Here is a 14,929-nt window from a genome sequence, read left to right as displayed (position 1 = left end):
CGTTTCATCCACAACAACCCTAAACGGAAGGCCAGTCGATTCATTCCGACTGGCCTTCCGCTTTTCCCACGATCCACAATCTATGATCCCTGCTTTCCCTTCGTTCTGCCCTCAGGGCAACGCGGCCCCCTGCGGCGCGATCACATAACTCAGGCCGCCCGAATGCGTCAGCCACAGCTTTTCAAAGGCGGCTCGGGGGTAGGTGCGGCGCACGCCCGCGTCGGTGGGGGCGGCGGGGTCGTTCAGCACGGGGTTACCCTTGGCGTCAAAACCGACCAGCACCATCAGGTGACCCTGGCTGCTGGGAATCGGTGCACCAGGCAACTCGCCCGCCTTCCAGCCCAGACTGACGGCCAGCGGCAGGCCCGCGCCCGTGTAGCGCTCGGCGGCGGCGAGGCTCGGCAGACGCGTCACGAAGGCCCGCATGCCCTGTTCTGCGGCGTAGGCAGTATTGAAGGGCCAGTTGCCCGTGCCCTCATACACGCGGTCAAACATGCCCCTGGCGGCGGTGGGCACGGGCACATTCACGCCGTACAGCGCCAGAATCATGGAGGTACTCGTGGGGCTGCACCAGTTCTCGCCGCCGTCCGGGTACAGCATCTGCGAGCGCTGCGGCACGTCGGTCACTTTGCCCCACGCTGTCTTGTCGCTGAGCTGCCCCAGTCCGGCGGCCCGCTTGGCCCGGTCGGAGGTATTGAAGGCCAGCAGACGCACGCTGGTTCCTGCTCCGCGCAGGGTCACGCGGTATTGGTAGGTCGTGGCTTTGGTACTCAGGCGCAGGGTATCGGTCAGAATCTGGCCTGTGCCGTCCTTCTGCCCGTTCAGACTGGCCCGCCCCTCGGCGCTGCTCCAGGTGCCGAACGAAAACCAGCGCGTCCAGGCCGTGCCCGTTTGTGCCCGCACTTCTACGGTCACGCTGCCTGCGGCTCCCGTGCTGCTGTTCCAGGAGGGTACGAGTTCGTCGAAGGCGGCCACCTTGATCGGCTGCCCGGTCAGGGTGCCGCTGCTCATGCCTGCGGCCAGCGTCAGCGTTTGCCCGCGCACCTCTATGCCGCGCTGTTCCGCGCCTGCCCAGTCCTGCGCCCGCTCGTGAAGGGTGGTGGTCGAAGCCGGATTCATCATGGTCAAAGCCCCCGCGCTGCCCAGCAGCAGGTAAGAAAGGAGAATGGGAATACGCATCGGCTCTGACTATGCCGCGTGGCCGGGGTGCGGCGGGTGAGTTGGATGGCTCTGGGCTGGTGAGGAACTAATCTTTTGCCCTTCCATCTTTTTCCACTGACTACTCCCCACTCACCACTGACGTTTTACCCCCCCTGCATATACAGAAACGCCTCCGGCAGCGCTGCCCGCCACGTCACCCAGTTGTGGCCGCTGGCATATTCGCGGTACTGATGGGGCAATTCGGCGTCGGCAAACAGGGCGGCCATGCGGCGGTTCGGGGCGGCCAGCCATTCCAGAACGCCAGTATCCAGACTGGTTTTGAGGTGGGTGGGCGGAGAAGCGCTCAGGCGTTCGCGCAGCCATTCTCCGGCGGTGGTGGTGTCTATGATGCCGTCTTTTTCGGCTCCGGGCCGCGCAATAAAGGCCCCGCTATGGCTGACCACACGCGAGAACAGTTCGGGGTGGGCCGCGCCCAGATGCAGGCTGATCAGCCCGCCAAGGCTCGCGCCCCACAATCCCCGCTCCGAGGGAGTCGCCAACGGGCCTTCCACACGTGGAAACACCTCGGATTTCAGGAAGTCCAGATAGCGGTCATTCAGGTAGTATTCGGCGCTGCGGTCGCCCGGTTCCACGAACACCAGCACCGCGCCCGCTGCCAGGCCAGCCTCCACCGCCCGGTCCATCACCTCGCCCAGTTTGCCGGTGCGGTAAAAGGCCACGCCGTCCTGCACGTAATAAATGGGCACGGCCTGCGAGTGACGATAGCCGTGCGGCGTGTAGACGATGGCGCGGCGCGTGCCGGGAAACACCGTGCCTTCCCAGGTCAGGCGGTGCGCCGTGCCCTTTTGGGTGGCCTCCGGTGCGGCCCAGAGTGGGTGCTGCGCGTACTGGCCCACCACCACCGCACGCGGGTAGGGCCACCAGGGATTCAGAGATTTCTGGGCGTTGTCGGGGTCGGCAAAGGGTTTGCCCGCCTCGTCCAGCCATGCGTATTCCACCCACGCACCACGCGGCAGACTCAGCGTGATGGACTGACCCGCCGCCACGGGCAGCGCGGGGCGTTTGCGCCAATCGGTGAAGTCTCCCACCAGTGCCGTTGCCCCCGCTGGAGCCGAAAAAGTGACCTGAGAACCTGCAACAGAAACAGCCATACAGGGGAGTCTAGCGGCATCTGACGAACACGGGATCTGACAGCCACAAGCTGCCCTGTGGTGAGTGCGTGCGGAAACAACGAAGAGAGCCGCCCAGGTAATAACCTTTCGGGCGACTCTTTGCAAAACGGCTTGAGTGGTGAGGGAATGCCGTCCTACTTTCTTCTTTACCGAATCCGGTAGGTCACCCCGAATCTCAATTTGGTGCTTTCGGGGTTGTTCTGCACGCCCACACTCACGCTGGCGCGGTCGTTGACGTTGTAGGCGGCGCTGAAACTGGGGCGCACGCTTTGCAGGTCCAGACCGTTGAGCGGCGTGCTGACCTTGAAGGTGAACCGCTTGTCGGGCGTGGAATAGGTGGCGTCGATCAGGCCCGCGCCCGTCAGGTCGATCTGGTACTGCAGATACAGGTCGCGGGTCAGGTACGATCCCAGCGTGATGGTCGCGCCGATGCTGCCGTCTGCCGTAGAGAGATTGGGTGTCAGGCGGAACACGTCCAGGCCGAGGGCGCGGGCCACGTTGCGCTCGATTTCGCCCAGCACGAAGATATTCAGCGCGGTTTGCAGGGCGCTGGCCCCCAGCGCGGTCAGGTTGCCGGGCAGCGTTTCCAGATTGGGCACGCCTGTAGCAACCAGCGCGTAGAGCTGCGCCTCGCTGTAGGCCTGTGTGGTGCTGGGGTCGGTGCAGTCGCTGCTGGCCGTGCCGCCGGAAGCTCCGGCAGTGGCTGTGCAGCGCAGGGCGGTGGTCAGATCGAGGGTATTGGCTCCATCGGCAAGAGTTCGGAACTCGCCCTTCACGTCCAGCGTGACAGGGACGCGCTGACCGGTGGTGCTGGCCTGCACCGTGCCGCTTGCCACGATGGCAAAGGTCGGGTAGAGGCTCTGGCCGTTGAAGCTCACCAGACCGCTCTGGATGGCGAATTCGTTTTCGCGCAGGAAGATGCTGCCCCGCTGAGAGGTGATGTCACCCGTGATGCGCGGCTGTGCACCCGTGCCCGACACCACCAGCGCCCCGCCAAATTCGGCGCGGGCCAGGGCCTCATCTACCCGGATGCCGTTGGGGGCGCGAACCGGGATGTCTTCCAGCACCAGCCGTTGCAGGAAGGGCCGGGCCGGTGCGGGCGCGTTGGGGTCGCGGCCCGGTTCCGGGAAGGTGGAGTAGATGTCGGGCAGGGGCGTGGCGTAGCTGTCGGTGGTGCGCCCGGTGCCGCTGCTGCCACCAGTGCTGCTCTGGCCCGGTGCAGGAATGGTGGTCGTGGCTCCCACACGTCCCAGGGTCAGGCGCAGGAAGTCGGCGGCCCCACTGACCCGGATCAGTGAACCGTCGTCCACGGCCCGCAGGTCGGCATTCAGCGCACTTTCGCGGGCATAGATCACGGCCAGCGGCAGGTTGTAATTGCGGGCGGTCAGGGCCAGATCCCAGCGCGGCGCGATCTGCCCGGTCAGACTCAGGCTTCCGGCTCCGGTCGCGGGGTTGGTGCTGCGGCTCTGGGCATCCAGTGTCCAGCCTGTGGTCGCCTGCGCCAGCGTCACGGTGGTGTTGGGCAGCGCACCGAGCGCCTGGGGAGCCAGCAGCCCTTCAAAGCGCACGCGGGTGGCGCTCAGGTCGCCCACAGTCAGTTGGCCGCTGGCGTTCAGCGTGCCGTCACTGCCCACCACACCGCCGGTCAGCACGCGCCCGGTGGCCGTGAATGCGCCCGAATCAGGCAGATCACCGGACAGCGTGGGCACTTGCAGGCTCAGGCCCGCTAGAGTGCCGCTCAGGTTGCTGGCCCGCACCTGTCCGCGTGGGCGGTCGTAGGTTCCGGCCACCGTGAGGGTCAGGGTTCCTTTCAGGCTGGGGTCAAGGTCAGCGATGGCAGGCACCAGCACCAGCACCGGGGTAAAGGTCGTGTTGGTAAATTGCGCGGTCAGGCCCACGTTCGAGCGGCTGAAGGCCCCGCGCACATCCCAGGTTCCGGCCCCGGCCAGCTGAATATTCACGTTCCGCAGTTCCCGCGCCGCGTAGTCCAGCGTGCCGGAACCCAGCAGCGTTTCGGTGACGCGGGTTGCGCCCTCGCCGCTGCTGGCGCTCACGCGGATTCGTTCGGCCACCACGGTGGCGCTGCCTGCCAACGGGTCGGCCACCGGAACCCGGAAGCGGGCCACGCCGGTTACGATGCCTTCGCCGGGGCTGTCTCCGACCAGTGCGCCCACGACTGCGCCCACCGGGAAGGATTTCAGCGTCACCTGACCGAACAGTTCGCCCCCGCTGAGGCCGCCGAACAGGTCGGATTCGCCCAGGAAACCGCGAATTCGCCAGTCGCCGCCGATCTGCGTGCCTTCTATACGGGCGGGCAGGGTTTTTGGCCCCAGCGTCAGGCCCGCGCTGCGGACCACGAAGGTGCCGCCGCCGTCATTGATATTGGCCTCCCCGCTGACTCGGCCCGACAGGGCGGGGGCAATGTTCAGTTCACGCAGTTCCACGGCGTCCAGTGTGGCCCGCAGGTTGTAGCCCTCCTCGGTGGGCCGCACGGCCAGCACGCTGCTCAGCGCGGGTACCACGTCGGCCAGCCCGCCCGAACCGATCACGCGGGCCTCTCCCATCTCGTTGGCGGCGGTCAGGTTGGCATTGAAGGTCTGACCGCCCAGCGCCACCGTTCCGTCTACCCGCACGCTCTGGCCTGCACCCGAGAGAGGAAAGCGCGTGAGGGTCACGTTTCCGGTCAGGCCCGCCGCGTCAGCGCCCACGTTCAGGGCCAACTGGCCGCCGTCCTCGGCCAACGATCCGGTCAGTCGGCCTGTCCAGGAGGTGGAGGTTTGTTGGGCATTCAGGGTCAGGGTTCCGGCGGGCAGGGTGGCGCTGGCCTGCACGGTGGGCCGCCCGGCGATCAGATCAACAGTGGCAGCCAGGTCGCCGTTCACCTTCAGGCCGAGGTAAGGAAGTTCGTAATCGGTATTCACGTCCTGAATGTTCAGCGTCAGTTGGCCGTTTCGGGTACCGGTGTTGACGGCCCCCTGCGCGGTCACGCGGCCCGTGAGTGCCGTATCGCCTGCGCCGCCCGCCGCGCCCAGCCTGATGCCGAGGCGCGAGAGGTCCAGACCCGGCAGGTCGGCCCGCACGGTCTGGTCTGTCCAGGTGATGCGGCCATCCTTCAGGCCGTCGCTGATGTTCAGGTCGGCGGCCCGCAGGCTGGCTGTGCCGCTGGCCCGCCACTCGCCCCGGCGCACGCTGAGCAGCAGGTTGGGGTCGGTCAGAGGGCCGGAGGGGGTCACGCTCAGGCTCAGTTCGGGGCGGGTCAGGCTGGTGGCTCCCAGCCATTTCCACTCGCCAGCGGCGTCGGGCCGCACCTCGACTGCGCCGTTGGCCGTGGCTCCGGGGCCGTTGACGAGGCGCACCTGCACGCCCGTGCTGCTGGCGACAATTCGTGCGCCCGCGCCCAGCAGTCCGGCGTCTCCGGTAGCAAGCGGGTGGGCGAACGGGCCGCTGAGGGTCAGGTTGGCAGGTTGAGTCAGCACTCCGGCGGGGCCACCGCTCAGGCGGGCCGTGCCGTGCCAGCCTGTAAAGGGGTCGGCATCCAGATTCAGCGCCGCCGTCACACCCTGCGCGGCCAGTGTGCCGTCCAGCGAGAGGGCGCGGGCGCGGTAGGTGGCCTTCAGGTTGCCTTCCAGTGCGCCGCTGCTGACCAGATTCAGGTCGGCGGTTCCGTTCAGGGCCGCCGTACCCGTGGCCTTCACGCTGGCTCCGGCCACAGAGGCAGTCAGGCCCGTCAGGTTCACAGTTTGCCCATTCAGAGTGGCTACAGTTGCCCCAGCCTGAGCCAGCGTGCCGCTCAGGTTGGACAGCGTGCCCGAAAAACTTCCGGTGGTATCGGCCAGCGTGACGCCGCTGAGGGTGGCGGCGCGGGTACTGAGGGTGGCGGCCAGTGTGGGAGCAGTCAGGGTGCCGCCCAACGTGACATCGGCGGTGGCTGTGCCCGTACCGCCCACCAGTGGCAAGGGCGTCAGGCGTAGCGTGCCTGCCAGGGCCGGAATCAGCCCCTGCGTGCGCGTCAGTGTGACGGTTCCGGCCCCCAGTTCGCCGCTGTTCAGGGCGTAGCCGCCGCGCCCGTCTCCGGTCAGGGTGAGGGGCTGCGCGACGCCGCCTACGCTGATCCCTCCCACGGTGGCGTTCACGGTTCCGGCCAGTGCGGGCCACACGCCGTTCAGGTCCAGCCTGGCCGAGGTCTGGCCGCTGCTGGCATTGCCGTAGACCCGCGCCCGCACCCCTTCCAGCCCTGCCGCGCCCGCCGTCAGGTTCAGGCCTGAAGCTTCGGCGTACAGCGTGCCTGCGGCGCTGCCCTTCAGGTCGGCCCGCGCATTGGCCTTCAGGCTCAGGGCGCGGCCCGACAGGATCACGCGGGCACTGAAGGCGTCGGCCAGCGTACTGATCTGCCCCGAGACCGCCGGGTTGGTCAGGTCACCGCTGAGCTTCAGAGCTGCGCCCAGTACCCCTGCGCCCAGCGTGCGGGCATCGATGTTCCGCGCTGTGACCTGCACGCCCGCAGGCAACTGGCCCCGCGCCTGCAAGACTCCGCCGCGCAAACTGCCGTCCAGCGCAGCTTCCAGCACATTCTGGCCGCCGGGTTGCCAGACATAGGAGGCACTTCCGTACAGGCTGAACGGCCCGATGCCGCTGCCGCGAATGCCGCCCTGCTCGCCCTTCAGAGCCAGGTTCCGCAGCGTGACCTTGGACGGCCCGCCCGCCAGGCTGCCCGCCGCTGTGACCGTGCCGCCGAAGGTGAGGGCGTCCATGTTCAGATTGACGGGCAGGAGGCGGGCCAGCCGCAGGGGTTCGGCCCGCAGGGTCAGGTCGTACTTCCCGCCCACCAGCACCGCGCCGCCCGACACGCGGGGGCCAGCCAGCCGCACCGACACGTCTCCGGCGCGGTAGGTGGCTCCCAGATCACCTGTGAGTTCGCCTGCACTGTCTTCGACGCGGCCTGCGAACTGCGCGGCCAGTTTGTTCCAAGTTCCGCCGCCCAGTGTGGCCTGCCCGGTCAGGGCCAGTTGTCCGGCGCGGCCCCAGAGTGCGCCCACATCCAGCGCGGCCAGCTCCAGCGTGCCGCCGGGCCGCCGGGGCAGGTCGGCAGGCAGGGTTCCGGTCACGCGGGCGCTGCGCGGCTGCCCATTGAAGGGCGTGCGGAGCGTGGCGGCCAGATTCAGCGGGCCAGAGCCGTTCAGGGTGGCGTTCAGGTCGCTTGAGGTATTCAGTGGGCCGCGTGCCTGCAACGTGCCCAGCCAGCCCCGGCGGGCATTCCAGCCGGTTGCTCCATTCAGCGCCACACGCAGGCCATCTCTGCCCAGATACGTGGTGTTCAGCGCCAGTCGGGAATCCAGCAGGCCGCCCGGTGTGGACTGGCCCTGAATCTCCGCGCCCAGTTGTCCGCGCACGAATCCGGCCAGCGGCTCGCCCACGAAGGTCAGGCGGTAATCCTGCCCCAGCAGGCGGGCGGTGACGCGGCTGCCCTCTGCCTGAAGTCCGGTGGGCGCGTTTTGCAGCTTGCCCTGCGCGTTCACATTGGGTTTGGAGAGGCTGCCCGTGGCCTGCACCGTGTAGGTTCCCGGCAGGTAGTCTTCCAGCGTGGCTTTGGCGCTCAGGCCCAACGTGGGAAAGACGGGGCCGCTGGCCCGCACGCTGACCAGATCGGGCAGTGTGGCGACTGCATTTGCCAGCCGCAGCACCCCGCTCCGGTAGCTGGCCGGAGCCGTAAAGCGCACACCCGCTGCCATGCCCGCCGCGTTCAGCGTCAGATTGTCCAGCGTGCCGCCAATGGTGGCGCTGAGATTGCCCGCTGTGCCGCCTGCACCGTTGCTGGCCGTCAGGGTTCGGAGGTCGGGCACGTTCAGGCTGCCCGCCGCCCTCCAGAGGCCCGCTGCCTGCTTCAGTGTCAGGTTCACTGCCGCGCCCGAGACGTTTCCGGTCAACTGTGCCGAGGCTGCTCTGGTCGTCAGATTCATGGCCACCGCCGTCAGGTTCAGGTTTCGGCCCTGGTACACGCCCGCTGCCCGCAGATTCAGGGTATCGGCAGCGCTTCCGGTCAGGGTGCCCTGCACGCCGTCCACGTTCAGCACAGCGTCGGCCTGCGGGTACAGTGGCCCGCGTACCCGCACTTCCAGGCCCGCCAGCGTACTCGTCAGGTCTGCGCCCAGTTGCCCACGCTGCACGGTCACTGCGCCCACTGCCCGCTGATCCTGCAAGGCCAGATTGATCTGCGCCCGCCCGCTGGCCTGCTCGAAATCAAGCTCGGGCACGGTCAGGCTGGCGGTCAGGGTGCCAGTTACGCCGCTGAGGAGCGGTTGTAGGGCGCGAGCATCCAGCACAGCTCTGTCCAGGGTCAGGGTCTGGCCGTCGTAGCGCACCGGAATGCGCGACCCCGGATGGGTCAGCGTGCCCGAAGCCGTGACGCTGTTCTTCCAGTTGACCTTTGCTGTAAGACCGAGCGGTTGCCCCACGTATTGTGTGCCCTCGTTGGTCAGGGCCGCGCCCGTGGCCGAAATCTGCGCGACGAGTCTGCCGGGCACGAATTCCTTGCGTATGGCTTCCGGCAAGAAGGGCAGGGCTGGCGCGAGGTCGGCGCTGAGGGTGCCGCCGATGGTGGGCAGCACCGTCACGCGGCCTGCCACGGGGCCGGATGGCAGGGCTAACAGTTGCGCCCCACTGCCCACGAGTTGCAGTGTTCCGGGCGTGGTGGCGAGGGCGTAGCGCAGGTTCGCCGCGCCGCTCCACTGGCCGCCTGCATAGCCGAGGCCGCCCACGTTCACACGCCCGGTACTCACCGACGCCGTCAGGGGCAACGTCTGAGCCGGAAGGCTGACCCTCGCCTGGGCTGGTCCGAAGGTCTGGGCCTTCAGGCGCACCGTACCGCGCAGACCCAACAGGTCGCCGCTGGCGTCGGCACTCAGGTACGGCCCACTGACCCGCAGATTCAGGCCCGACAACACGCCCGAAACGAGGTTGCCGCTGGCCCGGATGCTCTGGCCTGCCACATTGCCTGTCAACTGAATCTGGCCCCTGCGGGTGAGGTCGGTCGCGGTGGCCGTCAGATCAACGGCTTGGCCCTCATATTCGCCCTTTGCCCGCAGGTTCAGGGTCTTGGCCGCATCGCCGGTCAGGGTTCCCTGCACGCCGTCCACGTTCAGCACGGCGTCGGCCTGGGGATACAGCGGCCCACGCACCCGCAGGTTCAGGCCCGCCAGTGTACTGGTCAGGTCTGCGCCCACCTGCCCGCGCCGCAGCGATACCAGACCCTCTGCCCGCTCGCCTCCCAGCGCCAGATTCACCCGCGCCCGCCCGTTGGCCTGCTCGAAATCCAGCTCGGGGACGGTCAGGCTGGCGGTCAGGGTTCCGGTCAGACCCTTCAAGACGGGTTGCAGCGTTCGGGCATTCAATACGGCTGCGTCGATGCTCAGGTCGCGTCCGTCATAGCGCAGCGGAAGGCGCGACCCCGGATGGGTCAGCGTGCCGGAAGCGGTGACGCCGTTCTTCCAGCCCACCTGCGCCGTGAGGCTCAAGGGGTCATTGAGGTAACGCGTTCCAGTGGTGCTCAGGGCCGCGCCCGTGGCCGAAATCTGGGCCACGAGCCTGCCGGGCACGAATTCCTTCCGCACGGCTTCCGGCAAAAAGGGCAGGGCAGGGGAGAGGTCGGCGCTGAGTGTGCCGCCAATGGTGGGCAGCACACTCACGCGGCCTGCCACGGGGCCGGACGGCAGGGCCAGCAGTTGCGCCCCATTGCCTTCCAGACGGAGTTGGCCGGGCGTGCTTCCAGCCGCAGTGCCCAGCACGTAGCGCAGGTTCGCCGCGCCGCTCCAGTCTCCGCCCAAGAAGGTCAGGCCGCCGATGTTGGCCCGCGCTCCAGTCAGCGAGGCGGTGAGGGGGAAAACCTGCGCCGGAACGCTGACCCTCGCCTGCGCGGTGCCGAAGGTCTGGGCATTCAGGCGCACCGCACCGCGCAGATCAGACACGCTCCCGGTGGCATTGGCGCTCAGATACGGCCCGTCTACCCGTACGTTCAGGTCGGAGACTGTGGCGGGCAGGGTCAGTTTGCCGCTGGCGACGACGCTCTGACCTACGAATTCACCCACCGCACGTACTCGGCCCCCGGCAGCAGTCAGGCGGAAGGGGCCAGCGTCAATGGTGCCGCTCAGCACGTTGTTCCGGGCATTCAGGTCGCCGTAGAGCTGCTGCCCACCCAGAGTCAGGCCGCGTGCCTGCACATCCAGATCCGAGAATCCGCGCAGGGTGACGCGGGCGCTGCCGCCTGCTCCGTCGAATACGCTCACGGTGCCGCGAGGCTCGGTGCCGGTGCCGGTCACGTTGCCGTCTATATAAAGGCCACCTGCCGCCGTGCCGCCCGCGATGGGGCCGCGCAGGTCCACGTCATATCGGCCCGAAGGCAGCGAGGCCGTACCGGTGGCCCGCAGACCCTCGCCATCGGTCAGGCGCACGTTCAGGCTGTTCCAGGGGCCACTGAGCGCCACCGTATATTGGTCGAGGACGCCGCTGGCTTCCACGGCTCCCCGGAAGGTCTGGTTGGTGCTGCCTGGCCCCCAGGTGGCGCGGCCCTGTACGGTTCCGGTCTGACCGAAGGCCGTCAGGGTTTGCCGTCCGGTCACGCGGGCAAGGCCGGTGCGGGCGTCGTAGGTCACGTTCAGGTTGCCCCAGGTGCCCGCTGCCGTCAGGTTGGGGGTCACGCTTCCGGTCAGGTTCAGTGTCTGCGCGGGAATGGTTACACCGCTGAACGACAGCGATCCGGTGCGCCCGGTCAGGCTGGCTTTCAGGTTGCCGTAGTCGCCTGCCAGAGCGGCGTTCAGCGTCTGCGGCGTGTCGGTGCCATTTCGGTAGGTGCCGCTGCCGCTGACCTGCACATCAGGAAAGACCCGGCCCGCCAGCCTCGCGGCCACATTCGTATAGACCACATTCAGGTCGGCGGTGATGGGCTGCCGCGCCTGTTGCCCGTTGCGCTGCAGAGTACCCGATACGCCTGCGCCCGCTGCCGAAGCATTGATGCGGGCCGTGCCGCCCAGTCCGGCCAGGGCCAGATCCAGCGTACCGTCCAGTCGTTGCTCGGTCAGGGCGGGCAGCAGCGGACGCAGGGCGGCCAGATTCACCCGGCCCGACGCGTCCCAGTTGGAACCGTCGATCACGCCGCGTGCGGTGTCGCGCCTGCCGGAAGCGTTGGCGGTGGTCAGAGAAAAACGCAGGCCATCCTGCACACTGACCGTGCCCGTGATGTCTGCCCCCTCAATCCGGGCGGTGGTCAGAAATCCCGCCGAGAGTTGCGTATCGGCCAGCACGGTCACGCGGTTGCCTGCTGCTCCCAGCACTCCGCGCAGGCTGGCGGTGTCACCACGTGCCGTAGCTGTAACATCGAACCCGTTGCCCCGTGCGGTCAGGTTCCCGGTGGCTTTCAGGGCGGTGGTCACGTTCAGGTCCCCGTTAACGGTCACGCCGCCGACCACGGCCAGATTGCGGGCGCTCAGGCCGAAAGTGTCGCCGTTCCAGGTCAGGCGCTGGGGGCCGGAAGCCGCACCGGAGGCCGTATTGTTGCTAGAGAAAGTGCCGCGCTGCTTCAGGTAATTCAGGTTCAGCGGCCCGGTCAGGGGGGCGGCCAGGCCGGGCAGGCCAGCCGTGAGCGTGCCCGTGAGGTCGCCGCCCGTGGCGTCCAGTTTCCCGTTACCACCCAGAGTGATCCCCGCGCCGCTGAGGTTGCGGGCGCTCCAGGTGCCTCGGAATTCCCGGTCGAGATCGAGGGTCAGCGTTCCTGCTGACGCGTTGGCCGCAGCCTGCCCACTGGTCAGGTCAGCTGTCAGGCCCTGTGCATTCAACCGCGCTGTGCCTGCCAGTTCAAATGGCCCCACCTTGCCGCCGCTGATGGCAGCCCGCAAATCGGAAGGCTTGCCGGTCAGGGCTACCCTGGCCCCCACGCCGCTCACCTCGGGATTCAGGACCGCGTTCAGCGCCTGTGTCTTCAGGTCGAAGGTGCCGCGTGCCGGGCCACCCAGCGCAGTGCCGCCCAGCGTCAACTTGTTGTCGGCGTCGATCTTGGCGGCCAGCGTGAGAGGCTGCCCAGCCAGCGTGCCCCGCGCCTGTGCCGTTCCGGCTCGTCCGAGCGCCCAACGCCCGGTGATGGCCTGATCCCCTGCCAGCGCCGTCCTGACGCTGAAGGCCAGGTCGTTGGTTTGTCCGGCACGGTTGCCGTCTTCGGTCAGCAGGGTGTATTCCACCTTGGCGTCGCGGAAAGGCAAGCCCGCCACCTGACCGGCACCCTTCGCATACGCCTTCACGCGCACGGTACTCCAGCCGCCTGCCGTAACGCGTAGATTCAGATTGCCCGTCCCAGTTGTGCCCAATGCCTCTGCCAGCCCAGCCACGGTGGGGTCGGCGTCGGCAGTCACCGTCCAGTTCTGCGCTTTCAGGTCTACGTTGCCCACGGCATTCACGGGGCCGTTCCATCCGCGTCCGCTCAGGCGCAGATTGATGTCGTCCCCCCGGTGAGTGGCTGTTCCGTTCACGCCCGTCACAGTTACGAACTTGGCCCCCGGCACGCGTAGGGCGGCGTCAGTCACCTTCAGATCACCCCGGAGAGGGCCGTCGTTCAGCACGTAGCGCCCGGTGATGCGGCCCGCCGTCACCCCCGGCCAGTAGTGGTTCAGGACCCGTGCGTCGGCATCCAGATCGATGCCGAAAATGTTGCCTGCTGCGCCCTGCGACACCTGCACGTCGGCATTGAGTTCGCCCTCGGTGGTTCGGCCCCTGACGGCCAGTGCACCTCCCGGCCCCTGCTCTATGCGGAAGGCTCCGTCTGGAATATTCGCACCCTCGCCGTCCACATTCACGCGAGAATTTTTGACGTCCAGCCCGCCCAACACCACCTTCCAGCCGCCGCCCGTTCCACCCTCGCCGCCCTTCAACAGTTCCCGTAATTTCAGATTGACGGTGGCGTCCTGCGCGGCCACATTTAGCTTGACCGTACGCGACCCTATATCTACGCCTGCGACCGTCACGCTGACCTGTCCTGCCTTGCCCTCTATCCCCGGCAAATTTACTGTGGCTCCCGACAAATTGGGCGACCACAGCGGCCCGCCTATCTGCTCGGCTGTCACCTGAAGATCGGCTCCCAGGCGGGACAGGATCAGCCCACCCAGCAGGCGCGGCGTCAACGTCAGTACGGCCAGAACGACCAGGGCCACAGCCAGCAAGACCCACGGCCAGCGCCGCCGCCGATTTGACTTCAGCTCGTCTGGTTGTGGCGACTGGATGGGGGTTGCCTCTTCAGACTGTTGTGCGGCCAATTCGGAGTCAGAGGGGCGCGGTTCGGGGCCGTCTGTCACACGTCACCCACGTGATGGGCAGCGAGGAGCAGGGAAGAGGTAAGCACGGCAGGAACGGGCATTCCGATCATTCTATCCACACTCACATGAACGTCAGCCCCGCGTTCCTCACCTGACCATCAGACAGGGCAGGGGGGCTACCAGACAGGGCGAGCCTCAGAGCGGAAGCTGACTGACACTTGCCCCCACCCCGCGCCCGCTACCATGCTCCCCATATGCGTCTGACCGCTCTGGTGACTGGAACCGTTCAGGGCGTGGGCTACCGCCGTTTCGTGCAGCGATACGCCCGCGACCTCAAGCTTCAAGGCTACGCCGAAAACCTGACCGATGGACAGGTCGAGGTGATCGCAGAAGGTGAGCAGGCCGACCTGGACCGCCTGCTGCACTGGCTTCACCGGGGGCCACCTCATGCCAAAGTGCGAGAAATTCAGACCCAATACAGCGAGGCAACCGGGCTGAGGGATTTTCACGTCTATTAGAGTATTTGTCGAAAAAGATCGTCTCTCTGAGCAGGCGGCGTAGGTGCACAGCACCCAGCAGGCTAGAGAATGGAGGCCTGAGCATGGTGCGTTCCGGTATGTCTGTTCAGAGAACTGTGTCGAGTTCGTGTGGAAGAGCAAAAATCGGTCCAGAATTCATTGGGCATTCTGTTCAATCCGGCGACTGGTTGTCGGGGAGAAGGGGAGAAGCAGAATAAAGAACAGCAGCCTTCTCGAACTCCAGCCCGACGCCGCCGAAGTGATCGGCACAGAGCCACATACCCCGCCAGACAAAAGAAGGGAGAGAAGGCGCAGCGGCCCTCTCTCCCTTTTCTCCTGATTTCAGGAGTTCCGAGCTGTGTTGAAACTTACTCCAGGACCTTGGCGACGACGCCAGCGCCGACGGTGCGGCCACCTTCGCGGATGGCGAAGCGCAGGCCTTCTTCCATGGCGATGGGCTTGATCAGCTCGACCACAAACGTCACGTTATCGCCGGGCATCACCATTTCCACGCCTTCGGCCAGTTCCACCACGCCCGTCACGTCCGTCGTGCGGAAGTAGAACTGAGGACGGTAGCCCCCGAAGAACGCGCTGTGACGTCCACCCTCGTCCTTGGACAGGATGTACACGCTCGCTTCGAACTTGGTGTGCGGCTTGATGCTGCCGGGCTTGGCCAGCACCTGACCACGCTCGACATCGTCACGCGCCACGCCACGCAGCAGCACGCCCACGTTGTCGCCCGCCATGCCCGAATCCAGCAACTTGCGGTGCATTTCGATTCCCGTCA

The 14,929-nt window shown here is 67.0% G+C and carries 5 protein-coding genes; 1 reads left to right on the top strand and 4 read right to left on the bottom strand.

The genetic code is table 11. The features are described 5' to 3' along the window. Window positions 1-111: 111 nt before the first annotated feature. From F561_RS0111380 to F561_RS0111370, 3 genes are all read right to left on the bottom strand, one after another. On the bottom strand, window positions 112-1,179 hold the full coding sequence (locus F561_RS0111380) for a peptidase C39 family protein (RefSeq protein WP_019010095.1): 1,068 nt from the start codon (window positions 1,177-1,179) through the stop codon (window positions 112-114). A gap of 125 nt (window positions 1,180-1,304) precedes the next feature. Beyond that, window positions 1,305-2,312, bottom strand: coding sequence for an alpha/beta hydrolase (locus F561_RS0111375; protein ID WP_019010094.1), 1,008 nt, complete (start codon window positions 2,310-2,312; stop codon window positions 1,305-1,307). Between the two features lie 167 nt (window positions 2,313-2,479). After that, window positions 2,480-13,531 (bottom strand): translocation/assembly module TamB domain-containing protein, encoded by an 11,052-nt coding sequence (locus F561_RS0111370; protein WP_019010093.1) that lies wholly within the window; start codon window positions 13,529-13,531, stop codon window positions 2,480-2,482. A gap of 347 nt (window positions 13,532-13,878) precedes the next feature. On the opposite strand from F561_RS0111370, the gene F561_RS0111365 reads away from it, so the two are divergent. Further along, window positions 13,879-14,142, top strand: a complete 264-nt coding sequence (locus F561_RS0111365) for an acylphosphatase (RefSeq protein WP_019010092.1) — start codon at window positions 13,879-13,881, stop codon at window positions 14,140-14,142. 368 nt (window positions 14,143-14,510) lie between these two features. On the opposite strand, the gene F561_RS0111360 is transcribed toward F561_RS0111365, so the two are convergent. Beyond that, on the bottom strand, window positions 14,511-14,929 hold a 419-nt coding region (locus tag F561_RS0111360), incomplete at its 5' end, for an EF-Tu C-terminal domain-related protein (protein WP_019010091.1).

The sequence above is a fragment of the Deinococcus aquatilis DSM 23025 genome (genome assembly GCF_000378445.1).
Classification (GTDB): Bacteria; Deinococcota; Deinococci; order Deinococcales; family Deinococcaceae; genus Deinococcus; species Deinococcus aquatilis.
This window is presented reverse-complemented; position numbering and strand designations above follow the sequence as displayed.

Bases quoted from the DNA above. Each gene is read 5' to 3' on its own strand.
- F561_RS0111365 (WP_019010092.1), top strand. From the start codon at position 13,879: ATGCGTCTGACCGCTCTGGTGACTGGAACCGTTCAGGGCGTGGGCTAC.
- F561_RS0111375 (WP_019010094.1), bottom strand. From the start codon at position 2,312: ATGGCTGTTTCTGTTGCAGGTTCTCAGGTCACTTTTTCGGCTCCAGCG.
- F561_RS0111380 (WP_019010095.1), bottom strand. From the start codon at position 1,179: ATGCGTATTCCCATTCTCCTTTCTTACCTGCTGCTGGGCAGCGCGGGG.